Source organism: Halotia branconii CENA392, assembly GCF_029953635.1.
Taxonomy (GTDB): Bacteria; Cyanobacteriota; Cyanobacteriia; order Cyanobacteriales; family Nostocaceae; genus Halotia; species Halotia branconii.
Genome location: NZ_CP124543.1, coordinates 3,394,535 through 3,420,678 on the forward strand (window position 1 = coordinate 3,394,535; position 26,144 = coordinate 3,420,678).

21 protein-coding genes are annotated in these 26,144 nt (G+C 39.7%); 5 read left to right on the plus strand and 16 right to left on the minus strand.

Going from position 1 to position 26,144, the window contains the following annotated elements; translation table 11 throughout:
• Positions 1-455: 455 nt before the first annotated feature.
• The 5 genes from QI031_RS14850 to QI031_RS14870 all read right to left on the minus strand — a co-directional run bounded on the left by QI031_RS14850 (position 456) and on the right by QI031_RS14870 (position 6,132).
• Positions 456-2,654 (minus strand): tetratricopeptide repeat protein, encoded by a 2,199-nt coding sequence (locus tag QI031_RS14850; protein WP_281485883.1) that lies wholly within the window; start codon positions 2,652-2,654, stop codon positions 456-458.
• 249 nt (positions 2,655-2,903) lie between these two features.
• On the minus strand, positions 2,904-3,083 hold the full coding sequence (psb34, locus tag QI031_RS14855) for a photosystem II assembly protein Psb34 (protein WP_281485884.1): 180 nt from the start codon (positions 3,081-3,083) through the stop codon (positions 2,904-2,906).
• Between the two features lie 224 nt (positions 3,084-3,307).
• Positions 3,308-5,263, minus strand: a complete 1,956-nt coding sequence (gene thiO, locus QI031_RS14860) for a glycine oxidase ThiO (protein ID WP_281485885.1) — start codon at positions 5,261-5,263, stop codon at positions 3,308-3,310.
• A gap of 95 nt (positions 5,264-5,358) precedes the next feature.
• Positions 5,359-5,772: a hypothetical protein gene (locus QI031_RS14865; RefSeq protein ID WP_281485886.1), complete on the minus strand. Its 414-nt coding sequence runs from the start codon at positions 5,770-5,772 to the stop codon at positions 5,359-5,361.
• Positions 5,773-5,808: 36 nt separating this feature from the next.
• A complete protein-coding gene (locus QI031_RS14870) occupies positions 5,809-6,132 on the minus strand; it encodes a 2Fe-2S iron-sulfur cluster-binding protein (RefSeq protein WP_281485887.1) in 324 nt (107 codons plus the stop codon).
• A 78-nt stretch (positions 6,133-6,210) separates the two neighbouring features.
• Here QI031_RS14870 and cimA point away from each other — a divergent pair, with 78 nt between their 5' ends.
• On the plus strand, positions 6,211-7,851 hold the full coding sequence (gene cimA / locus QI031_RS14875; RefSeq protein ID WP_281485888.1) for a citramalate synthase: 1,641 nt from the start codon (positions 6,211-6,213) through the stop codon (positions 7,849-7,851).
• A gap of 278 nt (positions 7,852-8,129) precedes the next feature.
• Here the strand turns inward: cimA and QI031_RS14880 are convergent, their stop codons facing one another.
• Positions 8,130-9,617 carry an IS1380 family transposase gene (locus tag QI031_RS14880; RefSeq protein WP_281481118.1) on the minus strand — a complete coding sequence of 496 codons (1,488 nt, stop codon included), beginning with the start codon at positions 9,615-9,617 and terminating at the stop codon, positions 8,130-8,132.
• A 324-nt stretch (positions 9,618-9,941) separates the two neighbouring features.
• On the opposite strand from QI031_RS14880, the gene QI031_RS14885 reads away from it, so the two are divergent.
• Positions 9,942-10,217 (plus strand): hypothetical protein, encoded by a 276-nt coding sequence (locus QI031_RS14885; RefSeq protein WP_281485889.1) that lies wholly within the window; start codon positions 9,942-9,944, stop codon positions 10,215-10,217.
• Positions 10,218-10,299: 82 nt separating this feature from the next.
• On the opposite strand, the gene QI031_RS14890 is transcribed toward QI031_RS14885, so the two are convergent.
• A complete protein-coding gene (locus tag QI031_RS14890; protein ID WP_281485890.1) occupies positions 10,300-10,491 on the minus strand; it encodes a hypothetical protein in 192 nt (63 codons plus the stop codon).
• A complete protein-coding gene (locus QI031_RS14895) occupies positions 10,472-10,945 on the minus strand; it encodes a PIN domain-containing protein (protein ID WP_281485891.1) in 474 nt (157 codons plus the stop codon). Before QI031_RS14895 ends, QI031_RS14890 begins: the two co-directional genes overlap by 20 nt.
• A gap of 218 nt (positions 10,946-11,163) precedes the next feature.
• Between QI031_RS14895 and QI031_RS14900 the strand changes: the two genes are divergently transcribed.
• The gene (locus QI031_RS14900; protein WP_281485892.1) at positions 11,164-12,351 is read left to right on the plus strand and encodes a TRC40/GET3/ArsA family transport-energizing ATPase; all 1,188 of its coding nucleotides are present in this window, start codon (positions 11,164-11,166) and stop codon (positions 12,349-12,351) included.
• Positions 12,352-12,712: 361 nt separating this feature from the next.
• Complete coding sequence (locus QI031_RS14905) at positions 12,713-16,027, plus strand: GAF domain-containing protein (RefSeq protein ID WP_281485893.1); 3,315 nt, start codon at positions 12,713-12,715, stop codon at positions 16,025-16,027.
• On the opposite strand, the gene dnaN is transcribed toward QI031_RS14905, so the two are convergent.
• Positions 16,017-17,168, minus strand: a complete 1,152-nt coding sequence (dnaN, locus tag QI031_RS14910; protein ID WP_281485894.1) for a DNA polymerase III subunit beta — start codon at positions 17,166-17,168, stop codon at positions 16,017-16,019. The genes QI031_RS14905 and dnaN overlap by 11 nt on opposite strands.
• Positions 17,169-17,258: 90 nt before the next feature.
• On the opposite strand from dnaN, the gene QI031_RS14915 reads away from it, so the two are divergent.
• Positions 17,259-17,831, plus strand: coding sequence for a GNAT family N-acetyltransferase (locus tag QI031_RS14915; protein WP_281486035.1), 573 nt, complete (start codon positions 17,259-17,261; stop codon positions 17,829-17,831).
• 448 nt (positions 17,832-18,279) lie between these two features.
• On the opposite strand, the gene QI031_RS14920 is transcribed toward QI031_RS14915, so the two are convergent.
• The 7 genes from QI031_RS14920 to QI031_RS14955 form a co-directional block, all read right to left on the minus strand.
• Positions 18,280-19,185, minus strand: coding sequence for a peptidoglycan-binding domain-containing protein (locus QI031_RS14920; RefSeq protein ID WP_281485895.1), 906 nt, complete (start codon positions 19,183-19,185; stop codon positions 18,280-18,282).
• Between the two features lie 520 nt (positions 19,186-19,705).
• On the minus strand, positions 19,706-20,293 hold the full coding sequence (locus QI031_RS14930; RefSeq protein WP_343217867.1) for an IS630 family transposase: 588 nt from the start codon (positions 20,291-20,293) through the stop codon (positions 19,706-19,708).
• Positions 20,278-20,778, minus strand: coding sequence for a helix-turn-helix domain-containing protein (locus QI031_RS14935; protein ID WP_281480997.1), 501 nt, complete (start codon positions 20,776-20,778; stop codon positions 20,278-20,280). The genes QI031_RS14930 and QI031_RS14935 overlap by 16 nt, the downstream gene beginning before the upstream one ends.
• A gap of 36 nt (positions 20,779-20,814) precedes the next feature.
• A complete protein-coding gene (locus QI031_RS14940) occupies positions 20,815-21,096 on the minus strand; it encodes a helix-turn-helix domain-containing protein (protein WP_281485896.1) in 282 nt (93 codons plus the stop codon).
• Between the two features lie 214 nt (positions 21,097-21,310).
• Positions 21,311-22,084: a sulfite exporter TauE/SafE family protein gene (locus QI031_RS14945; RefSeq protein WP_281486036.1), complete on the minus strand. Its 774-nt coding sequence runs from the start codon at positions 22,082-22,084 to the stop codon at positions 21,311-21,313.
• Positions 22,085-22,246: 162 nt separating this feature from the next.
• Positions 22,247-23,539 (minus strand): sulfite oxidase, encoded by a 1,293-nt coding sequence (locus tag QI031_RS14950; protein WP_281485897.1) that lies wholly within the window; start codon positions 23,537-23,539, stop codon positions 22,247-22,249.
• A gap of 262 nt (positions 23,540-23,801) precedes the next feature.
• Complete coding sequence (locus QI031_RS14955; protein ID WP_281485898.1) at positions 23,802-25,253, minus strand: aminotransferase class V-fold PLP-dependent enzyme; 1,452 nt, start codon at positions 25,251-25,253, stop codon at positions 23,802-23,804.
• Positions 25,254-26,144 lie beyond the last annotated feature (891 nt).

Consider the following 26,144-nt stretch of genomic DNA (forward strand, 5'->3'; position numbering starts at 1 on the left):
TTATGTAGTACATAAATACTATATAAAAGTGGCATACCCAAAGGAAATTGATGAAATTAGTAACAGTAATTGGCTGTATTAAGTATTCATCAAATCATGAGGAAATTAGCTGAGGATGCATAAAATCAATTTTGTAAATTGAGGAGATTTACTAAACTTAATGATTGCCAGTACTTGTTAAACGGTATTACTACGAGCTAATTTTAGCCAAGCTTACATTAGTTAACATAGTTTAATTTATTCTCACCAAAAGGCGGCGGGAAGCCCACTTCTTCAAGGAGTGTCCGGGATAGTCGCCCCGCCACCGTCAAGTATCAGTAGTCAGTGGTCAGTAGCACTCGTCAACTGACTACTGACCACTGACACGAAATCCCGCCCCTTCCAGGGGTGGGATGAGCTTAACGACTTACTTAAGTAAACTAACAGAAATAAATCAAACTATGGAATTAGATCAATTACAATTTTGGTAAAATTTTTGGTATCAAATAACCAGGGACTTTAGATAAAGCCAGATTTTGTCCTTGTATCCCTAATTCATTGTGGAAAGCCCGAATCGTTTTGACAATATAAGTTAGGGTTATTTGCTCAGCTTCTGGTTGTTCTTTCAATCCATTTAAAGCTTGTAGATGGTTGTTTAATGCTGCTTCTAAATGTTGCGATCGCGCTGCTTTTTCACCACTAAAATATTGGTCTGTCACTAACTGATAATGTGCTAATCCCAAGTTATTATGAGCAGCAAACAAATCAAAATTTAAAGATGTATTACTAAGTGAGTGAGCTAAGGCAATGGCTTCTTCATAAGCATTAATACATAGTTTAAGTAAAGCTTGTCTAACATCTTTGGTCGTCTCAGGTAAGTTTGCTAAATGCCAGTAAGCAGTCCCAAGATTATTTTGTGTAGCGGCGCAAGCATTGGGAACATTAGCTGGAGTCCGATATTTTAAAGCTTCCCGGTAGACATCAATAGCTAATTTTAGATTTTGAGCTGGTTGTTCGTATTGGGCAAGATTCCAATAGGCAGTGCCGATATTATTTTGAATCATGCCATATTTGAGTGGTTCTTGTGCGGCGTTGTAGTGAGTTAATGCTTCATTATAAGCTGCGATCGCTTGTTGTAAATGTACCACTGGTTGATTATATTGTCCTAAATGCCAATAAGCAGTACCTAAATTATTCTGGCAAGCTGCATACTTTAAAGGATCTATTTCGGCTGTACGATAGCGTAAAGCTTCTGTATAAGCTGAAACTGCTTGTTCCCAGTTTTCAATCGGTTGTGAAAAACGAGCTAAATCACCATAAGCTGTTCCCAGATTATTTTGTACCCGCGCATAAGTTTCTGGATGCGTCTGTGGTGAAATTGACTTTAAAGCAAATTGATAAAATTCAATTCCTTGCTCAATATAAGTTTGCGCTTCGGCTGAATTGGGTGGGATGCGATGTAGCATCCAGTAAAGTGTACCCAAATCATTTAAAATATCTGCAAGTTGTGGTGAAGCATCATCGTAGGCGATCGCTTCTTGATAAGCAACAATTGCTACCATCAAATTTTCTAGGTTTGACTGTCCTTGCTCAATCCGCAGCCGATATAAGTTTCCTAACTGCTGATAAGCTGCTGCTAGAACTTCCCCTGAAGCTTGCTGTGAATGTAAACCCTCAATTTCTAACAAAAGTTGTTGCGGTTGCCAATTGTCCTGTTTATTTTGAGCAATTTTCTGATTCATCGTTGCTATGACTAGCTCTTTTAATTCTTTGCTCACATGAGTTAATGATGACAGCGATGAGCTATTACTACTTGACCTAGCAGTGGATACTTGTTGCTGTGGCACAGTCTGTAATAATTCCGGGGTTGCATCTTCGTCGGGTGACTGTGACTTTGCTGTCAAATTTGCATCATCACCAAAAATTTTTTCTGTAATATCCGTACTTTGAGGTTCTGCTTCAATGACCGATTTTTCTAGTTCATCTAGAATAGATTGCTCTAAATTTTTTAAATCTGAACTTCTAGAATTGGAAAAACGTTCTGGATAGTCTGGATTTTTTGTCGTTGGTGTGGGTTCTCCAGCAAACATGAATACACCAGTACGCCAACGCCAAAACTGAGGAACCGACTGTTGAATAGTAGAGAACCAAGGACGTGATACCCACAACAACACACTAGATTCAATAAATCGACTAGATTCTTGACCAGAAAAATACTGCTCACTGAAACGTAGATGATGTAAAAAAGAACGCTGTACAGCAACCGATTGTTTAGTTAGCTGCTCCACACCTACAATCTGGAATGTCGGTATGGGCAACGGTCTTCCAGGTGTATCTTTTGATGTACCCACAACTGGCGGTGGATAATTGGCCAACCATTGATTGATCTGAGCTATGGGATTTGGATCGTTTAAATTCAGCCGCAAAGTCACCAATCGCGGATAAGCTGGAGTGCTAGTCGCTTGTCTATGTAATGGTTGATATAAGACTTGTCCAACTGGATAAGCCAAAGTTGAATGCAAGCGAGCCGCTACTTGATTTCTCAAATGTAAATCATCACAGACAGCTAAAAAGAGTTGCCGCCGTAAGTCGAGACTGAGGGCAAGTTTTAGACGGTGATAGACTTGCCGATTCCAAGCAAAATTATTGGAGTGTGCAGTATCATTCACGCTCATGGCGGCTAAAGAGCCAAAGATACAGTTTATATCTTCTTAATACCAATTCGTAATTCGTAATTCGTAATTCGTAATTTTAAGAAGCGTCAAATTTTATGATAAAACAAGCTTTAAGATTAATTAGAAAATAAAAGTATAATTAGATACTGTGTAAACTATTGCAATTTTCACAAAAAATAAAAAACCAGGCTCCTACCAAAAGGGGAACCTGAAGACCAAAAAATTAATTTTTATTAAAACTGTTGATGCTTAACTGACATTAGAAACAGAGAAGGCAACAAAAATTAAGCCGCCAACCAAAGCTGTAGCGGCGACTCCCAAGATAATATAATTACGTTTTTGTCCCTCTGTAGGGGGTTCTGCTTGGTAAACCTTTGGTTCTTGGGCAAAATTATTCAGGCGACCGCCTTCTTCGCTTGTATAGGGCATGAATGAGTTCCTTATTCTGAATCTTTCATTAATGTTACAGAAATCTATATATTATGCTCTCATATTAAGAGACAAATCGTAACATCACTTAAAAATCCAGAATCAAAAACAAGCAGGTGCAATTCCTCTTCTTTATCCCCCTGCTCCCTTGCCTCCGGTCACTGAGCGTTGGTTGCTGAGCGCAGTCGAAGCAAGCCGAAGTGCTGCCCCTTTGCCTCCCTACACTAGCTAGTAATAGTACCGCTGAGTGGTGAACTAGCACTTGCATAGTCTTTCATTGGCATTCTGCCGGCAAGATATGCCAAGCGTCCGGCAACTGCTGCTAAATTCATCGCATGAGCCATTGCTGCGGGATTTTTGGCTAAAGCGATCGCACTATTAATCAATAAGGCATCTGCCCCCAATTCCATCGCCTGGGCGGCTTCTGATGGCGAACCAATCCCAGCATCTACTACCACTGGGATACCAGCATTTTCAATGATGATTTGGATATTAGCAGTTGTCTTCAATCCTTGTCCCGAACCAATGGGTGAAGCTAAAGGCATGACTGTGGCACAGCCGATATCTTCTAGACGTTTGGCTAACATCGGGTCAGCATTAATATAGGGCAATACCGCAAAACCTTCTTTAACTAATTGTTCTGCGGCTTGCAATGTCCCAATCGGATCAGGAAGTAAATATTTAGGATCGGGTATTACTTCTAGCTTGACAAAGTTGTTATCTTCCTGTCCTAATAATTTCGCCATTTCTCGCCCCAAACGGGCTACACGAATTGCTTCTTCTGCGGTTTGACAACCGGCGGTATTCGGCAACATCCAAATTTTTGTCCAATCTAGGGCTTCGGCTAAACCCTCATGTCCCGGTGCTTTTGTTTGTACCCGCCGCACTGCCACGGTGACAATTTCGCAACCACTAGCAACAACACTTTGCTGCATTTCCTCAACGGTGCGGTATTTACCTGTTCCTGTCATCAGGCGCGATTGGAAAGTTTTACCAGCAATAATTAGTGGAGAATCTAAAGTGGAAAATTGAGATATCGCAGAACGATGTCCGTTGGTGAAATTAGCAGAGTGGGTCAGCATGGAGGTAGATGATTGAGTGTGAAAGCGAGAATAGTGGAAATGAGATAATAAAGAATCAGATTTTTGTTCCCAGATCAAATCAGCAATCAATGCTGCGGTGGCGGGTGCAAGCAAAATACCATTGCGGTGATGACCTGTGGCCAAAGTTAAATTTTGACAATGGCTAGTGCCAAGGATGGGTAATTCATCGGGGGTAGTGGGGCGAAATCCCCACCACAATTCTTGGATGGGATAATTTTGTAATTGGGGATATAAACGGATGGCTTGTTGGAGTAAAGTTTGAATCCCTGCGGGGGTATTATTGGGGGTAAAGCCAACATCTTCACTAGTTGCGCCAATGATGATGCGATCGCGTCTGGGTACGATATAAACATCCTCTCCAAACAAAACCCGCTTTAAAGGCAATTCTGGTACAAATTCCGGCACTCGCACACTCAACATTTGCCCTTTTCGAGGTTGCACGGGTAGCGGTAATAATTCATTTGACCAAGCACCTGTGGCTAATACATAATGACCAGCATGAATTACTCCAGCGCTGGTTTGTACACCGATGACTTGTTTTTGTTGTTGTATAAATGCTTCTACTGTAATGCCATCTTTAAGTTCAACACCCAGAGATTCAGCCGCAGTCCCAAGTACATTTGCTAAGGCGCGGTTATCAACTTGGGCATCTTCTGGATACCACCAGCCACCAATTATTTCTTTTCCTAATCCTGGTTGATATTGATGAATTGCAGTTTGATCTAACCAGTAAGCAGGGGATTCACGCGAGGATGGCAGCAAAGAACCATTATTATTTTTCTGTTCATAAATGGGTGTTAAGCTGCCGCAAGACCAGTAATTAGTATTTAAACTGGTCAATTCTTCTAGTTTGCGCGTCCACTCTGGATATAATGAACGCGATCGCCTACACAAACAACCCATTGCGTCATCTGGAATTTGTTCCGCATCTGGTGCTAACATCCCAGCAGCAGCATGAGTGGCAGCAGCTTGAAAATCACGGCAAAGCACGGTGACGTTTGCCCCGCGCAATTTAAGTTCAACGGCGATCGCCAAGCCAATAACGCCGCCACCAATAATTAAAATGTCACTAGTCATTAGTCATGAGTCTTTGATAGTTAGACACTTCTTATTAGTACATAACTAATAACTCATAGCTCATAACTGATAACTAAATAACTCGTAACTAACCCCTACCACAAAGCCCGAATCGGTTGATTGCCCTGATTATTATCACTTGATGACGTGTCTGTTGTAGTGTCAGAAGATGGAAAGGAATCGCTAGGAGAGTTATTTTGAGCAACACTAGTCGTACTTTCAGTAGAACTGCCATTGTTTTCCGCAGTGCTATTTGTATCTTCATTAGAGTTGAAATTCTCCTGGGCAACACCACTCCTACCTTCAGTTGCGGTATTATTACCCCTATTCGTATTGGGAGCAGAGCTATTAACATTAATATTAGCTGGGAGAACTTGTGATTTTCTGCCGCTGGGAGTATTGTTACTAGCGGTTCGTTGCTCTCCCATCGGAAAGTTAATGCCTAGTAATGTACCTAGCAAAATAGCCAAGCCTCCAGCCATCAGAATTAGCGGTGTCCATCTACCCATATTATTTGTCTCCTTTGTAACCTAACCTTCTGGTTTTTATCCTAACTGAGAACCTTGACCCCAAAATCCGTCAAATTTTGTCACTGTCACATCGCCCATAACCTGAGTTTGACAGGCTAAACGCAGGTCTCTTGTAGGAGAATGGGGAGGAAGCGAACGTCGCACTTTGTCACGCCAATTCGCCGCAGAGACTTCACCGTCTACCTTGACCGCACAAGTACCACAGCTGCCAATTCCTCGACAGTTTATTACTTTAGCACCGCCATTGTAGAGGTCAATACCATTTTGCAGCAAAATTTGGCGTAAATTAGCTCCGCGAACGCACTCAATAGTTTTTTCTTGAGTTATTATCTTGGGCATTTTTCTTAAATTGCCAAACTGGCTTGTTGTATCATCTTGGCACATTGCCTTAAAAGTTGTCTCGAAAGTCCCTGTCTTATGACCACAAAACCCTCACCTCAAATTTGGCTCTATGACACCACATTACGGGATGGCACTCAACGCGAAGGGTTATCAGTTTCTATAGAAGATAAGTTACGCATTGCCAAAAGACTCGATCAATTGGGAGTTCCTTTTATTGAAGGTGGTTGGCCGGGTGCTAATCCTAAGGATGTTCAGTTTTTCTGGCAATTGCAAGAAGATCCGCTTAAACAATCAGAAATTGTGGCATTTTGTTCAACTCGACGACCCAACACTACTGCTGCTGCCGAACCGATGCTACAAGCAATCTTGACTGCGGGTACGCGTTGGGTGACAATTTTTGGCAAATCTTGGGATTTACACGTCACAGCAAGTCTTAAGACGAGTTTAGAAGAAAACTTGGCTATGATCCGCGATACTGTCGAGTATTTCTGCTCGCAAGGGCGGCGCGTGATCTATGATGCAGAACACTGGTTTGATGGCTATAAGCACAATCTTGATTATGCTTTACAGACATTAGAAGCTGCGATCGCAGGTGGTGCTGAATGGCTAGTACTTTGTGATACAAATGGCGGTACATTGCCCCAGGAGGTCAGCCAATCTGTTCAAGCAGTCAATAGTCATTTATCACTTGTTGTTGGTCAAGAATCAATGACAATTCCCCAAATCGGCATCCATACTCATAATGATTCGGATATGGCCGTAGCCAATGCCTTAGCTGCCGTGATGGCAGGGGCAAGAATGGTACAAGGTACAATTAACGGTTATGGTGAACGTTGTGGTAATGCTAACCTTTGTTCGTTAATACCTAATTTACAACTGAAGCTAGGTTACAGTTGTATCGGAGAACACCAGCTAAATCAACTTACAGAAGTTAGTCGCTTTGTCAGTGAAGTAGTAAATCTTGCCCCTGATGAACACGCACCCTTTGTAGGACGTTCGGCTTTTGCCCATAAAGGTGGTATTCATGTTTCCGCAGTAGAACGTAATCCCCTGACTTACGAACACATTCAACCAGAACAAGTCGGTAATCATCGCCGCATCGTCATTTCCGAACAATCGGGACTCAGCAATGTTTTAGCGAAAGCCCGTACTTTTGGGATTGAGTTGGATAAACAAACCCCAGAAGCCCGACAAATTCTCCAACGCCTCAAAGATTTAGAAAGTCAAGGATATCAATTTGAAGCAGCAGAGGCTAGTTTTGCCCTATTGATGTATGAAGCTTTAGGCGGCCGTCAGCAGTTCTTTGAAATCAAAGGTTTTCAAGTTCACTGTGACTTGGTTGAGGGCAAAGAAACTAACAATGCTTTAGCTACAGTCAAAGTAGCCGTCAGTGGCAAGAATATTTTGGAAGCAGCAGAAGGTAACGGCCCTGTTGCAGCATTGGATGCCGCCTTACGTAAGGCTTTGGTGAACTTTTATCCCCAACTTGCCACTTTTGAATTAACAGACTACAAAGTGCGGATTATTGACGGACATACAGGCACAGCTGCGAAAACCCGCGTACTGGCAGAATCAGGTAATGGTTATCAACGATGGACGACTGTAGGAGTTTCGACTAATATCCTGGCAGCTTCTTATCAAGCAGTAGTAGAGGGATTGGAATATGGTTTGTTGTTACATTCTCAAGCCGAAACTGCGTTGAAAGTTTCTAGTTGATTAAACCCGGATTTCTCACAAGTAGTGAAAAATCAATTTACATGACCTGATGTGAGGCATTTTTTTGATACATCATCAATCAAAATTTAGGTGTAGAGATAAATTAAGTATAAAACCGCATTTATAAAGGTAAAATAATCACTATTTTTTTATGGGGAGTAAAATTAAAATGCTCTGCTCATAAAATTAAGCATGACAAAACAAGACTTGAATCTTGAATCAACCTAAGCCCAAAGTATAACTGATTAGAAATAAGTCAAAGGCAATTTAACTTAAAATTAAGCAGTATTAGTCAGCATTCTTAAACGTCTATGAGCAGTAGCAAAGATATTTTTGTATGGGCAAGAACTAGTAATTGCAATTAAAATACAGCGTGTATTTACAGTAATTAAAGCTCCTAACTTCAATAACTTGGTACGAATAGTTCCAACAGTAGCATTTTGTAATTCAGTTTTAGTTAAACATTTTTGGCGCAAAGCATTCATCAAAACGTAAGCTAAAGAAGAAAACCATAAACGTAATTGGTTCCCTGGAAATGTGTGGGTGCTTGTTCTATCACTAAAAAGTTCTAGTTGTTGTTCTTTAAAACGATTTTCCATCTCCCCTCGCTGACAATATTTTTGTTTATATAGTTGACTAGGTGGTACTTTATTGGTAGCAAGAGTTGTTACAACAAAACGAATATTAGTCCCCTTTGCTCCATATTCAACCTTACAAACAACACGACGACTACGACTCCAAGATTCACGAGTTTGATAGTCTAATGACTTATACCAAATTGAGTTATCAATCAAGTCACAAGCAAGCCTTGGAAGCTGTTCATCTGGTTTAAATACTGTTTCCAAAAACGAAACTGCTGTTGATAATTTCTGCTCAAACTCAAGTGAGGCTCTACTTTGAATCGTCGTAGTCATCCCAATTAAACGACTATTTTGCGCTAATCCAAAAACATAATCTAAACCGGGCTGTGATTCACACCACGTCATAATATCGTCCCTAGAATAGGCACTATCTCCACGTACTAGAATCTCAACATTCTTCCATTGTTGACGTATTTGTTTAATGACTCTTTGTAATTCTGATAACGCCCCAAATGCTGGGTCTACATTAGAAGGGCGCAGTTTGGCTGCTAATAGATGTTTTCCACAAAATATATAAAGTGGAGCATAGCAGTATCCTCCATAATAAGTGTTGAAGAAAACTTGCTCCTGCGAACCGTGTACTAAATCATCGGTTACATCTAGATCCAAAATAATTTGCCTTGGTTCTTTGGCGTGAGATTCTAGAAATATTTTGACAAATAAGCTTTCAATTTCTGATGGACAATGCCCAATTTTATGGTAACGGCTGTCTGCTCCTTGTTCCACATCTTCTGGACAATGTTCCAGCCGATTTAATGTACTTTTTCCTGCCAATATTGTTGGTTCATCCTCTATTCCCATTGTTTTTAACACTGCTAGAGCAAACATCGGGTCTTGACGTAATTCCTCGTGGTCATTTAAGTCTTCATATCCCATGACCAACCCGTATATACGTTGTTTAATTAAACTCTCTATTGAATGGTCAACTCGATTTGGTTGACGGTAATCTTGGAAACACTGTGCAAATTTTGATGTGATTTCTAATTTTCTGTCTATTTCCGCAATTAAGCTTAATCCTGCATCCGATGTTACCGTCCCACCCTGAAAATTAACTACAATCGGGTGTGATTTTTCCCCGGAGAATTTGAATTGTTTTGGTGTACGATCTGTGAAAGTCGGGGTCATGCTTTATAACTGCTGAAATGCTTATCCTATATACATTTTCGCAGTTTTTGACCCCCTTTTTTTATCTCTTTGTGAGAAATTCGGGTTAAAGAGTGCGGTGTCAGTTGTCAGTAGTCAGTTGTTAGTTGTCAACGATGCACTGAGCGTAGTCAAAGTGTTGTCAGTTGTCAGTTGTCAGTAGCAAAAACAACTGATTACTGACGCTAAATCTCACTTCTGTAAGGGGTGGTATGAACTTAATGCAGAAATGCAAAATTCCGCGATCGCCCCATTTAACCTACAATTTATGATAAAGGATGACCTTAATCTCAAAGCGCGATCGCTATGGCTGATAAAGAACTTAAACAACTCATGGAGAGTAATGCTAAAACAGCTCAAGCTATATTAGATGAAATAGCTGATGCACGCCAAGAACGACAAGAACTCCGCGAAGGAATGATCCAACTCCAGAATGCAGTAACAAGATTAACCAATGTACAAGAAATAATAACCAATTTACTGGTTTCTTTGGATGGCGATCGCCCCACAATTCTCAAAAAACTCTCAGCCCTCGAAGATAAAGTTGATGAGCTATTGCAGCAACAGCCGAAGCATGAATAGATATCTACATTGCTGCATCGATTTTGGCATCTGAATACACTTGAATAAGCAGCAAGTCGGGAGATATTGCCTCTCTTTGGGCTTATGGTAGTTGAGTAGAGTGATTCTTAATAGACTTCCACCACTGACCCAAAGTACTAGATTCAGCTTGCTGGCGAAAGTATTCAACCTGTTCAACAGGAGAGAGGTTTTTAATCTCTAAAGAAATTTTATCTTGAGCTTGCTGTTTAAATTCAAGACAATCAAAACCTTTTTTAACTTTCGCCTGACTCATCAAATAAAACCTCTTTGGGTGAAACAATGGTTAAGATTCCGTAGCCATTAAGCAGATTAATTTGGTTGTATGCTCTCATTTTATCAAGTCGAACAATATGCTTAAAATTCCACGAAACAATAGCATCGGCTCTCGCTACCGTTGCAGCAGCAACATGAGCTGCATCGTTCAGGGATTTGGAGGTAACCACTCTTGCTTCTAAATAAGCATCTCGAAGCATTATGATTTCTTCAGTTAGCAGAACATTTTCAATGATTTCACTAGGAAGTGAGGGTAATATACTGCGAACATCTGCTGGAGCATTAATTAATTCAATAATGACTAAATCACTTAGAAGCATGATTGCTTTTTTCTTTCGTAAAGCTTCTATTAGCCGTTGTGATTCTTCTGCAAATTCTACATCTAAACAACCGCCAATAACTGAGGTATCTACATAAATTCGGAGAAGCTTCATAGAAAATATAGTCTGATTGTTTCGGCTGCTTCTCTTGCCTCAAAATAAATATAGTCTAGAAAGGAGTTTATGACACTTTAACATTTAATTTTATCATTAAGAGGGATAAGTTCATAAATTTAGTCATCTTGTTTACGCTTAACTATGCATAAGCAGCATTTATTTCCTTAAACAGTCGATAATGTAAATAAATGTGAATAATTCTGAGACAGGGCATTATGCGCGTAATTTTAATGACCGGGAAAGGTGGCGTAGGAAAAACCTCCGTTGCGGCGGCTACTGGACTGCGTTGTGCAGAACTTGGCTATCGCACATTAGTTTTGAGTACAGACCCCGCCCACTCCTTGGCAGACAGTTTTGATTTAGAGATGGGACACGCACCTAAAGAGATTCGTCCCAATTTGTGGGGTGCAGAACTAGATGCGCTGCAAGAGTTAGAGGGAAATTGGGGTGCTGTAAAGCGCTATATTACTCAAGTTTTACAAGCTAGAGGTTTAGAAGGAGTTCAAGCAGAAGAGTTGGCAATTTTGCCAGGGATGGATGAGATTTTTGGCTTAGTCAGGATGAAACGCCACTATGACGAAGGAGAGTTTGATGTCTTGATTATTGACTCCGCCCCTACTGGCACAGCATTACGTCTGCTAAGCTTACCAGAAGTTGGCGGCTGGTATATGCGCCGTTTTTACAAACCATTTCAAAACATCTCGGTAGCACTTCGACCACTGGTTGAACCTTTGTTTAGGCCAATTGCCGGTTTTTCTTTACCAGATAGAGAGGTAATGGATGCACCTTATGAGTTTTACGAACAAATTGAAGCTCTAGAAAAGGTGTTAACCGATAATACTCAAACTTCAGTGCGCTTGGTGACTAATCCAGAAAAGATGGTAATTAAAGAGTCTCTGCGCGCTCACGCTTATTTGAGTTTATATAATGTAGCAACAGATTTAGTAGTAGCTAATCGCATTATTCCTAGCGAAGTCAAAGATCCATTTTTCCAACGTTGGAAGGAAAATCAACAGCAATATCGCCAAGAAATCCACGATAACTTTCACCCTCTGCCTATAAAAGAAGTTCCGCTTTTTTCGGAAGAAATGTGTGGTTTAGCAGCCTTAGAACGGTTAAAAGAAACACTCTATCCAGATGAAGATCCAACCCAAGTTTATTACCAAGAAACGACTATTAGAGTTGTGCAAGAACAGAACCAATATAGCTTGGAACTTTATTTACCTGGCATCCCTAAAGATCAGGTTACTCTAAATAAAACTGGTGATGAATTAAACATCACTATTGGCAACCATCGCCGTAATTTGGTTTTACCCCAAGCATTAGCAGCACTACAACCCTCAGGTGCAAAAATGGAAGAAGATTATCTCAAAATCCGCTTTACTGATCATGTAAAAGTTTAGTTTTATTCCCAGGAAAACTAACAAATAACAATTCAAAAGTCATAATTCAAAAGAAATTATACTTTCTTTGATCAGGAAAGACGCAATGCATACGCGTCTTTCTTTTTGACTCTTTGGTTCCTATTGCTTGTAACACTTAACATGCTATATACTTAAGACAAAGTTTTATGAATTACTTCACGCTGTCTTAGCTAGAAATTAGTTGTAGCTTTAAAACGCAAATTTTTAATAAAAAACATAATTTTTGGGAAAGATTTTGCCAGTAGTTTTACTGTGGACAAACGAGTTAATTAAATTTCAGAATGTTTTTAGATTTATGAAAATCTAATTTTATCTTTCTGAAATTTATTAATTAAAAACTATGTCCCTGATCGCTCAATCAAACTTGCGGGCAAATCTGGATCAAGAAAGTGTATTGCGTCGTATTACAAATCGTATTCGTCAGACACTAGAGTTAGAGGAGATTCTCACGACAACCACGGCAGAAGTCTGTGCATTGCTGGGAACTGACCGAGTCATGATTTACAAATTTCACGCTGATGCTAGCGGTCAGGTCGTGGCTGAATCTATATATGGCAATAGCTTACCGTCGCTGCTGGGACTCAACTTTCCGGCTGATGATATTCCGCCTCATGCCCGTGAACTATTTATCAAGTCACGGGTACGCTCTGTTGTTAATGTCGATATGCAGCAGATTGGTCACAGTCCCCTGAATAACTCACAAACAGAAGAGCCTTTATCAGGAAATATCAATTATCGACCTTTAGACTCATGCCATGCCGAATATCTAACAGCAATGGGTGTCAAGTCTACTTTAGTAGCACCTATTTTTCATCAAGATCAACTTTGGGGACTTTTGGTATCTCATAACGCCAAAACTCGTTTTATTTCCGAATCTGAACTAGAAGCAGTGCAGATGGTAGTAGAGCAATTGTCAGTAGCGATCGCCCAAAGCAATCTCTTCACCCAAGCCCGCGCTAAAGCCGAACGAGAAGCTATCATTAATCGCATTGCCACCCTACTGCATTCATTACCTACAATTGTTCTACAGCCAGCCTTAGAAGCAGCAGTAGCTGCCTTAGGCGGTTCTGGCGGCAGACTTTGCATTAGAAATGAAGCCTTTAATCTCGATCATGGCAGTTTCAAAAGCTTACCAGAATGTTTAATACCTGGGAATAACTGTGTCAAGGTTTACGTCTGTGGGCAACAACCTTTGATGCCAGAACAAACAATATATCCACTAATAGAACAATATAGCGCTTGGCAAGAATATTATAAGTCTGGTGAATATGATATTTGGGCAGTTTCAGACATATATCAAACTGCAAAATTACGAATTTTACAGGCAACTTTTCAACCAACAAAAATTCGTAGCCTGTTAATGATTCCATTGCACTATCGTCAGCAGTTAATCGGCTATCTCAGTATATTCCGCAACGAAATAGACACAGAAACTTTATGGGCAGGTCAATTTGACCCCGATCAAAGGCAACTGTATCCTCGTTTGTCATTTGATGTTTGGCGCGAATCTAAAACTGCACAAGCTCAACAATGGACTGTTGAAGAGGTTGATCTGGCTAGAGAAATTAGTAAACATTTTGCCTCGGCAATTCAGCAGTATGAACTATATCAACAAGTACAAACCTTCAATGACAATTTAGAAAAACAAGTTAAAAATCGCACATTGGAACTGCAACGCACATCTGAACAACAACAGGCCGTTTTTGGAGTTATTGCTAAGATTCGTGAGTCTCTTGACACCAATATGATTTTTCAAACAACCACTAGAGAAGTTTGTAAATTAATTAAAGCCGATCGCGTTTCTGTTTATCGCTTCAATGCTGATTGGGGTGGGGAATTTGTCGGTGATTTTGAGGCTGCTAATCCACACTGGTCAAATGACTCCAAATTAGGTGTGAATACGGTTTGGAATGACACTTACTTACAAGATACACAAGGAGGACGTTACCGCTACAATGAAACCTTTGCAGTAGATGACATCTACAAACAAGGATTTAATCAGTGTCATATCGACAACCTAGAATATTTTCAAATTCATGCTTTTGTGCTTGCGCCGATTTTTGTTGGGCAGAAACTTTGGGGTTTGCTAACAACTTATCAGCATTCTGGGTCACGCCAATGGAAATCTTCTGAAGTTAACTTTCTTAGCCAGATTGCTGGTCAATTGGGGGTAGCACTCCAACAAGCTGGATTACTTATGCAAACACAAGAGCAGACATTAGATTTGCAGCAAGCAGCAGAGCAACAACGCGTACTATTTGAAGTTGTTGCAAAAATCCGGAAATCTCTAGATCTAGAGGCGATTTTTAAAACTACTACCCAAGAAATTTGTCAATCGCTGCAAGCAGACCGCGTTGCTGTCTACCGCTTTCATCCAGATTGGAGTGGTGAGTTTATTGCTGAATTTGTCGGTGAAGGCTGGATGAAATTGGTAACTGTAGATATGAATACAGTTTGGCAAGATACTTATTTGCAAGAAACCCAAGGTGGGCGATATCGCCATAATGAAACCTTTGCAGTGGATGACATTTATCAAGCTGGTCACTCTGAATGTCATGTAGCACTTTTGGAGCAATGTCAAGTTAGGGCTTATGCGATCGCTCCAATTTTTATTGGGCAACAACTTTGGGGTTTACTAGTAGCTTATCAAAACTCTGCACCCCGTCACTGGGAAGACTCAGAAATTAAATTTATTGCTCAGATTGGCAACCAGTTGGGGGTAGCACTTCAACAAGCTGAACTACTCACCCAGACGCAGCAACAAGCGCAAGATTTAACTCAAGCTTTACATGAATTGCAAGAAACTCAAACTCAATTGATCCAAAGTGAAAAAATGTCCAGCTTGGGTCAGTTAGTAGCAGGTGTAGCCCACGAAATTAATAACCCTGTAAACTTTATTTATGGCAACCTTGCCCATGTCAATGAATACGCTGAAGATTTACTTAGCATACTAGATCTTTATCAACAGCATTGCCCAAACCCCAGCCCTGAAATTCTAGAACGCTCACAAGAAGTTGATTTAGAATTTGCCACTGAGGATTTACCCAAAACTTTATCTTCCATGAAGATTGGAGTTGATCGCATCCGTCAAATCGTCATGTCCTTACGGAATTTCTCTCGTCTTGATGAAGCTGAAATGAAGACGGTGAATATTCACGAGGGCATTGATAGCACACTGTTGATTTTACAACATCGCTTAAAAGCAAAATCGGAAAGCCCTAGCATTGAAGTCATTAAAGAGTACGGTGATTTGCCTTTAGTAGAATGCTATGCTGGACAATTGAATCAGGTGTTTATGAATGTTTTGAGCAATGCGATCGATGCTCTAGAAAACTATGAACAGGATGAATCAAAATCTCATTACCATCAAATTACTATCCGCACACATCTTGGAGAACTGAAAGACAATATTAAAAGTGTAGTGATTCACATTAGCGACAACGGCAAAGGCATTCCAGAAGCTGTCAAGAAAAAAGTATTTGATCCGTTTTTTACTACTAAGCCAGTAGGAAAAGGTACTGGCTTAGGACTATCAATTAGTTACCAGATTGTGGTAGATAAGCACAGTGGTATTTTTAAATGTGATTCGCAACCAGGAATAGGCACAGAGTTCTGGATTGAAATCCCCATTTGCCATTTCGCTGCTAATTTCTAAGTTGCACAGGCATTGCTAAATAAGTCATCTTCAAACCACCCAGTGGTGTAAAAATCACTGGGGTAAGGCTTTGATTGAGATGCATTTGAATTTCTGAGGATGGTAATTCTTTCAATCCTTCCATTAAATACTTAATATTAAAAGCAATTTCTATATCTTCCCCAGATATTTGGGCAGACATTGATTCTCTACCACTACCCACATCTTGAGCTTCACAAGATAAGGTAATTTCCTGGGCTGTGTTGTCAATGCTGATTTTAACGATATTATTTTTTTGATCAGCTAGCACGGCAATTCGCTCTAAAGTGCTGATAAATTGTCGTCGCTCAATTGTGACTTGACGCTCAAATTGGCGGGGAATCAATTGCCGATAAGCGGGATATTGACCATCTAAGGTACGGCTAGTTAAACGTTGATTTTGCCAAGCAAATACGACTTGACCTTGATCTAAATATAAAGCGATCGCTTCATCTGAGGCAGCGTTATGAGCTAACATCCGCTGTAATTCACGTAATGCTCTAGCTGGCACTGTTACTTCTAGCTCATCACTACCACCAAGAGGACTTTCATTAGTAGTTTCCACTACTGCTAAACGATGTCCATCGGTAGCTGCAAATTCTAATGTGTCTTGTTTAACTGTCAGATGCACACCAGTCAGTACTTGCTTGGTTTCATCTGAACTAGTGGCAAACAAAGAACCTCTTAATCCCTCAATTAAGGCAGCAGTAGTTAGGTTCAGTGGTTCGGTATTGTCGATTACTGGTAATTCGGGAAATTCTTCAGCTCCCATTGCTCGGACTTGATAATGTCCGCTTTTTGGTGTCAGGGTTACAATTAAACCTTCCCCAGATGTTTCGGCTGATTCATCATCTAGGGTGATTTCACCTTCTGGTAGTCGAGAAGTAATGTCTACAAGGAGCCTTGCAGGTAGAGCGATCGCTCCTCCTTGCCACACTTCAGCATTAAAGCTGGTACGGATACCTAAGCTGAGATCAAAGGCTGTTAAGCTGACTTGGTTAGTTTCAGCATCCGCTTGCAACAGTATATTGGCAAGTACCGGATGATTCGGTCGTGAAGGTACAGCACGGCTGACGAGGGAGAGATTTGTACTGAGATCGCTTTGGGCGCAAACTAATTTCATAGTCAGATGCAGCTGATGAACGACTATGGTAGCATTCTTATCGCTTGTAGGGGGAGTCTACAATTATTGAAAAGGTTTTTGATATTAAATATGTTAATTATAAAAGACGAAATTACTGTGCGTATAATGCAAGATAAAATTGAAGATTATCAGTTAATGGCAAAATGGTTAACTGATGAGACAGTCTTACAATTTTATGAAGGAAAAGATAATCCTTTCCCTTTAGATAAAATTATTGAAAATTACAAACCAATGGTAATGAGAGACGATCCTGTGATACCTTGTCTTGTCTACTATCATAATTTTCCTATTGGTTACATACAATATTGTTTACTAAATGATTTATCAGAAACTGACAGGCAAACATATAGCTTAGAGCAAACTGATAATGTCTATGGAATTGATTTATTTATAGGAGAAACAAATTATTGGAATCAGGGAATTGGCACAAAAATATTATCAGTATTTGTCAACTATATTTTTGAACAATTACAAGCTGATAAAATTGTCATCGATCCGCATGTTGACAATCTTCGTGCTATCCGCTGCTATGAAAAATGTGGTTTTGTGAAAGTGAAGCTATTACCTGCTCATGAACTGCATGAAGGGAAATACTTAGATTGTTGGCTGATGGCAACAGACCGAAAAAGTAGGTCGGTGTAAATAATTATTGTTGGAATAAAGCAGGGAGCAGGGGGAGAAAGAGTTTGAGCCTTCTTTACTTTTCGTTACATAGTTTGATTTTATTGCACCGACTTACTTATTACCCGTTGAGATATCGCAATCCGAAATCATTAGTGAGAAAATATGTAGAAGTATGTAAGTAGTTTGAATGACTAAGGTTAGAGTGCGGTAATATAGATGCGATCGCTTGATTATCAAATTTTTGACTTTCCTAAGCTGCGTGAATATAGTGTTTTCTCATGAATCACAGGACTTACGCAAAATTATGAAAGAACGTAGACCGAAGGGCTTGCCGCAGGCTACCGCAGAGGACGCAGCGAAAAGTTGTCAGCAGGGTTTCCCTTTGTAACAAACTTTTTAAGACAAAGGACACGGAAGAATAAGAGTTTCAGAGAGTTTTGCGTAAGTCCTATTTAGATATAAAAACTTATCTAGGGAACTTCTTGACTAAATCGTCTCCAGGAATAATTGTTGTATAAAAAACATAATCACTATTAGCTACATAGCGGCGATCTTGTTTGATTATCGCCATAAATTCTCGATGTCCTTGGCGCATACGTCCTACTAAACAACCTGCACTAGCATTTCTAATATCATTACTAGGAGCATCATAACCCCAGTGTTGATTAACGTAAAAAAGACCTGTGTCGAGTTTGTCGGCAGTCCGTTGAAAATCTTTATTGAAATCTCGGTAAACAGTAATCGGTCTAACTTGCACTAATGCTTCATGACGTTCTGCACTGCCGTGCATTCCAACAGCCCAAGATTTATATTGTCCAAACTTAATTCTGGCGGCTCCTGCGGGATTCATGGGATTGTAAGTATAATATGCACCGGGTTCGGTAGTAGCTTGCCAGTGATCCACGATTTTGGGAACTCCATCCACTACTTCGATGACAATTCGCCGATCATTGAATTGATTGGACGCATCACTGTTAAGACTCCAATCCCCATTCATTCCTTCTATGTAGACAATATTGTATTGTTTTGGTGCAGTGAATACTTGATAATTTTCTGCCAGCATATATTTTACAATCCTGCTAGCAATATCATTACCTAGTTTTAAAGGAGGTTGAGGCAGATCTTCTGGTTTAGTCTCAATTAATTTTTTGGCTGTGACTGCTCCTAAAAATTCAGTTTCTCCAGTCTTTGTCAATTCTTGAAATTTTTTGAGAGATGCGGCAGAAATTGGCCCAAACTTACTATCGGCTGGAGGTTCCAAGAGGCTCAAGCCAATTAACAATATCTGAATCTGACGAGCCAATTCTAAATCTTGAGCGATCGCCTCAAATCCCCATTTATCTTCTTTACCGAGAAAATCTTGTAGTTTCATATTGCACACCTGCCTTTTTTTACCTATTAATTAGGTATAAACGTCATATTGATGTAGGTTTGATGTTTGAAACTATACTCTTATGTCAAAAATTCTGCCACAATTTTTACTAAGAATTTATCAAAGGGGATAGGGACTATTACTCTGTCCCATTAATTTTGCGGGGTTGGATAAATCTTTGAAAGCTTAACTCTTGCATCCTTGGCATAATCTTTCATCAAGGCAGACTAGTGGTCGTTTTGGGTCAACAGCTTGGGCATATAAATCAAGCACATCTTCCATTCTGCATACAAATTCTGAATTGACTTGTGGGATGCACCATTGTTCTTTTAACTAGGGCTTGAGTTCGTTTTTTTTAGTATCCGACCAACTGTATTTTTACTCAAGCTCTCAACTATCTTAAGACTCACAAGTTGATCTGCTAACATTCTTAAAGTCCAACGCGTACTACCATCAGGTGCATGACTACAAGTTGTTGCTATTAAATATGCTTCGGCAAAAGCAGTTAACTTATACCATTTCACGAAAAGCCTGATACAAATAAAGCATCCAGAATAAAACCCCAACCTGTAATATTCGCAACAATTGATGTGTTTAATTCCTCAAGACGTTGCCAAATAACTGTTCTTAACTCGTCCAAATTAGCAAAGCATTCCCAACTTAAATTCCTTTTTACTTCTTCCCATAAACGTTCAATGGGATTGACTTGGGGAGTATGTGGAGGTTGAAATAATAAAATAATATTTTCTGGAATTTTAAGAGTCTGGCTTAAATGAAAAGCACCATTGTCTAATTGAAGTATGTGTATATCTTCCGGATACGTAGCTGCAAACTGTTCTAAAAAGATATTGAAGCAAGCTGTGTTGAGATGAGAGAATTCCCAAATATAATACTCACCAGTTAACGGCTCTACTAAACCATATAAATAGAAATTTTCTCGTTTCCATTGCATGATGCCAATAGGTTTAATGCCACAAAGCGTGATCAGTCTTCCTAATTCTGTTTTTAATCCTACACGGCTTTCATCACCACACCAGTATCTAATTTCTTTATGTTTATCTTTTGGCTCTATGACGTGTTTTTTTATAACTTCTAGGTATTGTGGCAGTTTTTTTTAAATTCTAATTCTGCTTCTTCATTGTGTTTTATCCCTACTGCTCTTGGTACTTTTAACTTCGCTTTCATTCGATAGCGTACTGTATCATGTACTACTTTATACGACGCTCTCACACCTTGAACCGCTTTCAACCATGTTCGGATTTCTTCATAGCTTTTAAATCCAAATGGCTGTTCAAGTTCTTTTAAAAGTTGTTCTTTGGTCGAACCATCAATAATTGGCGGTCGCCCTGGACTTTTTTTTGTTGACAATAGACCGTTTATTCCCGACTCTGTATATGTTTTTAACCATCTTTGCACTGTCACTCTTTCTCTGCCTACGACAAAAGCTGCATCCTGTACCGTTCTTACTTGCCCCATTTTCAGTAAATACAAAGCTTGAACTCGTTCACGGCTTGATGCTGTTTTCTGTTTGACGAGCAGTTCATGCAACTGTTGGACTGATTCTTTTATTTCGACTTTGGTGACTCCAACCATTTTTACCCGTTCATATTTATTCCTAATTTATCTGTATCATACTTTTAGTGAATTGGTATTACGTGGCTTTCCCGGTCGCTTTTTCTCTGTTAATGTCGCTGCTAAATTTTCATTACAGAACTGTTTACGAGTTCGCTCAACTGTTGCTACTGATATGTGTAATATTTCTGCTATTATTTCATCAGTCTTACCATCCGCAGCCATTAATAATGTGTGTGCGCGTCGAATTTCTCTAGCTTTTGCAGAACCCTTTTTTACTAGAGCAAGTAGTTCTTGCCTCTGTGATTCGCTCAGATTTATTTGATACTTCTTGCTCATACACCCTGTTTCCTTATGCACGCGATCGCCTGTAAGATTGTGGGCACAGATACAGCCACATTGCTATTTAATCACAATCTAGTATTACCCCGCAAAATTAATGGGACAGACCACTAGTTGCACAAAACTAAATTCATTATTGCTTCCCCATGCCCTATTCCCTATGCCCCATGCCCCATGCCCAAGAACTCCACCTATAATGGGATGGAATTTTTCATTGATAATTTACCCAAGATTCCCAAAAAACATAAATTGATAAGATTCCTAAGAAGATACGCAGTACAAGACTGACAGTAACATCTGGTAGTTTTGGCAATACGCGAGTACTCATTTGAACGCCTAAAAGACCTCCACAACCTAAAATTAGACCTTGAACAAATAAAATATTTCCTGCTAATGTGTGTCCTGTACAAGCAGCTAAAGCAGTAATCACAATCACACCCAGACTAGTTTGAATTGCTACTTTAATGTCTTCTCCTAATAGCAATATTTGCAACGGAACCATAATTGTCCCGCCACCTAAGCCAAAAAAGCCTGCTAAAATTCCTGCTGCTCCCCCAGTGCCAATTTTAGAAAGTAATGGGTTAAATTCTAGTGTTGTATTCTCTGCTTGTTTTAAGACCAGTTCTTTACGCAGCTCTATCAAATAGATATTAGCTAATAGTATGATGCCGAATGTAAAAAGTATGATGTAAGGTGGAATTATATTAGCGAAATACACTCCTATGCCAGTAGTTAAAAAAGCTGGAATCCCTAAATAAATTACCCGTTTCCAGTCAAAGTAACCCATCCACCAATTCTGCAAACTTCCAGAAATTGAAGTAATCACAATAGCAAGACTACTAGTTGCGATCGCTTGCACAGGTGTATAACCTAAGGTAACTAAAAGGGGAATTGTGATAATCCCGCCACCTATACCTAAAAGTCCGGCGATGACTCCAGAGATTAGACCTCCAGCTACCAAAATCAACCAATTAAAGTCGATCATCAATAGGTATTTTTCCATAAGAGTGTTCCAAAAAAGAAATGATCCGAAACCCGTCATTGCGAGCAAAGCGAAGCAATCGCAATGACTGGGATTGCTTCGCTTCGCTCGCAATGACAATTGGGCATTTTTTTACTTGGAGTACTCTAAGACTAATGGGAGTCATTAACCTTGCACTGTTACTGGATGGGTAACAACGCCTCCGTAAAGCAATCCAAAATCATTCCACGGAACGGTATTCGACTGTGTATTTCCCAAATTGTCAGTAGCACGAGCTTGTAGAGAATACTCACCAGCAACTGGATTCCAGTCAATATCCCAGCGCACCCATGCAAAAGGTAAATTTGGTTCTCTCAATCGCGCCAATTGCCAAGTTTTGCCACCATCTAAGCTAACTTCCACACGGACAATCTTGCCTTTCCCAGACCAAGAACGTCCGCGTAGTAGATGATGCCCTGCCGCCAGCGTAGCCGGCCAAGCCAACTCAAAAGCACTTTTAACATTTTGATAAGTAATCAGCTTACCTTCATACGGGGAAACGGCAGGATAATCTGAGCCAGTCAGCACCATCTGCTTTAACACCCACTGGGTATATATGGGCGTTTCGGAAACTTCAATGCGCTCAATCCATTTCACATTGGCGTTTCCTGCCCAACCAGGAAATATTGCCCGGCATGGCTGACCGTGGTCTGGAGGTAGTGGTTCTCCATTCATGGCATAGACTATTAGTGAGTTATCCGCTAATGCCTTAGCAATGGGAACTACACTACTGAACTTGGATGGCTTTGTTCCTTTTGCATCCAGTGAATCCAAATCTGCCCCTTCAACTAATACGTCTTTGGCAGTAGATTTCAATCCAGCTCGTTCTAACAATGCACTAAGTGGTACACCAGTCCACTCAGCAACACCAATAGCACCCAGTCGCCAGCGTGTTCCTGAAAGAGGTCTGTTGTAAGCTTCTTCAAAGAAACGCCGACCATTGGCAGCACATTCAATAGCACTAGTGACTGATATTGATGGCATGGCCATGATTTCATCGTATGTAAACTGGCAGGGAGTGGAAACGCCAGTTCCTTCAATTTGCAAACGCCATGTTGATGGATTAAAAGGGGGAGGTGTATGACGGTTATGAACGTAAAACCAATCGTTTGGGACTAAATAGCCACGTCCATACATTGTTTCCCAGTTCATCTCTAATGTGCCTTGGCTATGAGAGATATATCCTGGTGGCAATGGCTTCAGTATTTTACTACCCTTAGTTTTCAAGGTGGGATTTGTTTGACTATAAGCAGCCGCAGGTTTAGCTAACCCCCCAATAGCTATTCCTCCAACCATAGTGCCTAGTATTTGCAGAAAGCGTTGACGTGAAATATTTGCATCTGTCCTTTTTTGCCAGATGTACTCGTCAGCCCTTGCTTTTAGGTAATCCTCTTGGTCGAAGAGGTTTTTATCGCTCAAAGCTATTACCCTCTTGTAATTCAATAATTTTAGGTAGCAAAAGAGTTTAGGTGAATTCGATTAATGAATTTACCGCAGTCGTTGGTTTCGACTTCGCTCAACCAACGAAAGAGTCGAGAGTTGAGCGGAGCGCCGCACTGAGCCTGTCGAAGTGTCGAAACTCTTTAACATCGGTATTTTCTTCGCTAGAAATCACCTTAAGTCTACTTCTGCTACCTGATATTTTCACAAAAATTAGATTTTGGCGTGAAAGGAAACAAGACTAGCTATTAACCGCTGTCCACACACCAGTTATTTGATCTTGTTGATAGTAGGGTAAATAGTAATCAAATCCATTTTGGGCTATTTCTGAAATCGCATCCAGGAAGCGATCGCAGTCTTCAAGTGTATTATATACAGCAAAGCTGGCTCGGATAATAGTAGGAATATTGCGTGTAATTCCACTTTCTACTTCTTTAGCAATCTCGCAGTCTTGCTCATCAGAAATATTTTTGAGTTTACGGATATATTCGTAAGTGCAGAAAGCCCCTGCTCTTACCCCAATTCCGTATTCTTGTGCCAGAATCTCAGCCACTAAGCGACCGTCAAACCCATCAATATCAAAGGGAATCACATGAGCTATGTTATCTCCCAAGATATGAACTTTAACACCAGGAATAGCCTGAAGCCGTGTGAATGTAAATTCAACTAAAGAGTGTTCGTATTCGGCAATGTGATCGCGTCCTAATTCTTCTATAATCTCAATTGCTTTGGCAATTGCGATCGCACCCATTGCGTTTGGCGTTCCAGGGTCATGCGCCCGTTCTGTATAAAAACGCTTAATTTCTAGGTTTCTCGTAATATAAGGCAGATTTCCACCCCCAATTTGATAGGGGTAAGAACCATCAAAAAATTCCTTCGGTCCCAATAAAACCCCTGTCCCATAAGGAGCATACATTTTGTGTCCAGAAAAAGCCACAAAATCTAAATGACATGGGTCATCATCTGCACGCATGTCTACTCGCTCATGTTGAATTAACTGACATACATCAGCAAACATCTTCGCACCATACCGATGTGCTAAAGCCGCAAGTTCGTAAATAGGGGGTCTGTAACCTGTAATTGTCGAAGCACCTGTAATAGTTAATAGCTTAATTTGCTCTGCTGCGGGGCGGTTTTGGTGTGCCTTAAAGATCTCCTCAATCTCAGCAAGACTGACACTTCCGTCTGGTTGAGTTCTGTACTGAATAACTTCGTCTCTAGTTACCCAAGGCAATAAGTTTGAAGAATGCTCAATGTCAGATACTAAGATTTTGCCTGGTCTTTTTGCCCACAGGGTGGCAGCTCCATTAATTGCTTCTGTTGTATTCTTGGCAAAGATGACATAGTTCTGTGAGGATGATCCTACAAAGTCCCGAATAATGTCCCGACTGGCATCATATTCTTGTGTAGTGATAATAGACTTTTGTCCAGAGCCGCGATGTACGCTGCCATAGGTATCAAGCATCTCGTTCACATACTGCTTAAGGTTCGCAAAAGGAGTAGTTGTGGCTCCATTATCCAAGTTGATGTACTTGAGATACTTTCCGCTACGAACTTTCACCCTGAAAGATAGAGATTCATCTGTAAATAATGGTTTGATTTCTTGGTTCCAAAAGCTATCAAGATTATCTGCAAACATTATTTGAGCAGGTTCTGACTTCCTTGTTACGCCCAATACAGTTGCTTTGGTCATTTTTAGTATCCCTTATTTTCAGTTTTTAATTTTTTGATTAGCTTAACTGCCACAAAGATTTATACAGGGCAACAATGATATTAATCTCCACTATCTTTTGTGTTTAGCAGTACTTTGTTGCTAGGTTAAAACTCAGTGGTTTTAATGAATTTATTAAAAAATTATTAAAAAAAATATCCGCGACAATACTTAATTTAATGAATATATTTTGTACAAAGTATAATATATTAGAAGTACTTAAGTACACTTTAAATAATTTTCTTGTAATTTTAAAAAAGAGTTAATATTTTAGAAATAAACTTATAATAAAGCTTTTTCATAACTAAGCTGGAAACTGCCTGTTATCACACTATCTACCAACAAAATTCTGCCCTGATTTTTGATATGTCTTTAAGAAAGTTTCATCAAATATTTTATAGTTAATGTGTTCAATTTAACTAAAAAAACAAGTACATATATGTAATTGTCATAGCTTGCTAACTTTTCAGTTAAAGTACAAGCTTTTAATTCTTTACTAATACAAAGTGATGATAGCCTGACATGCCGAATTATCAATTCTTTAAGGAATACAAATACAAACATCTATCTTAAGTAACAAATAAAACTATGTATAAATATATTCAATAATTCACTTGAACTTCTATCTTAAGTAGGTTGCTATAATGACTCTAATAAAGTTAAAATAAAACGAAAATTTTTAGGTTCTGGGCATTATAAGTATATTTCCCTATAAAAAGTTGTTTTTTCTCATACTTACCTTTTTGGGCATTTTAAAATATCGTTTATAGAACCAGTCATGTTTAATGTGATTATCCAGTAGAGACCATCAACAGTAGGATAAAAGAAACAAAGAAAAGCTTAATGAAGATAAAAAGAAAAAGTCCGTGGAAC

Coding starts and splice junctions, on each gene's coding strand:
- QI031_RS14850 (WP_281485883.1), bottom strand. CDS start 2,654: ATGAGCGTGAATGATACTGCACACTCCAATAATTTTGCTTGGAATCGG.
- psb34 (WP_281485884.1), bottom strand. CDS start 3,083: ATGCCCTATACAAGCGAAGAAGGCGGTCGCCTGAATAATTTTGCCCAA.
- thiO (WP_281485885.1), bottom strand. CDS start 5,263: ATGACTAGTGACATTTTAATTATTGGTGGCGGCGTTATTGGCTTGGCG.
- QI031_RS14865 (WP_281485886.1), bottom strand. CDS start 5,772: ATGGGTAGATGGACACCGCTAATTCTGATGGCTGGAGGCTTGGCTATT.
- QI031_RS14870 (WP_281485887.1), bottom strand. CDS start 6,132: ATGCCCAAGATAATAACTCAAGAAAAAACTATTGAGTGCGTTCGCGGA.
- cimA (WP_281485888.1), top strand. CDS start 6,211: ATGACCACAAAACCCTCACCTCAAATTTGGCTCTATGACACCACATTA.
- QI031_RS14880 (WP_281481118.1), bottom strand. CDS start 9,617: ATGACCCCGACTTTCACAGATCGTACACCAAAACAATTCAAATTCTCC.
- QI031_RS14885 (WP_281485889.1), top strand. CDS start 9,942: ATGGCTGATAAAGAACTTAAACAACTCATGGAGAGTAATGCTAAAACA.
- QI031_RS14890 (WP_281485890.1), bottom strand. CDS start 10,491: ATGAGTCAGGCGAAAGTTAAAAAAGGTTTTGATTGTCTTGAATTTAAA.
- QI031_RS14895 (WP_281485891.1), bottom strand. CDS start 10,945: ATGAAGCTTCTCCGAATTTATGTAGATACCTCAGTTATTGGCGGTTGT.
- QI031_RS14900 (WP_281485892.1), top strand. CDS start 11,164: ATGCGCGTAATTTTAATGACCGGGAAAGGTGGCGTAGGAAAAACCTCC.
- QI031_RS14905 (WP_281485893.1), top strand. CDS start 12,713: ATGTCCCTGATCGCTCAATCAAACTTGCGGGCAAATCTGGATCAAGAA.
- dnaN (WP_281485894.1), bottom strand. CDS start 17,168: ATGAAATTAGTTTGCGCCCAAAGCGATCTCAGTACAAATCTCTCCCTC.
- QI031_RS14915 (WP_281486035.1), top strand. CDS start 17,259: ATGTTAATTATAAAAGACGAAATTACTGTGCGTATAATGCAAGATAAA.
- QI031_RS14920 (WP_281485895.1), bottom strand. CDS start 19,185: ATGAAACTACAAGATTTTCTCGGTAAAGAAGATAAATGGGGATTTGAG.
- QI031_RS14935 (WP_281480997.1), bottom strand. CDS start 20,778: ATGGTTGGAGTCACCAAAGTCGAAATAAAAGAATCAGTCCAACAGTTG.
- QI031_RS14940 (WP_281485896.1), bottom strand. CDS start 21,096: ATGAGCAAGAAGTATCAAATAAATCTGAGCGAATCACAGAGGCAAGAA.
- QI031_RS14945 (WP_281486036.1), bottom strand. CDS start 22,084: ATGATCGACTTTAATTGGTTGATTTTGGTAGCTGGAGGTCTAATCTCT.
- QI031_RS14955 (WP_281485898.1), bottom strand. CDS start 25,253: ATGACCAAAGCAACTGTATTGGGCGTAACAAGGAAGTCAGAACCTGCT.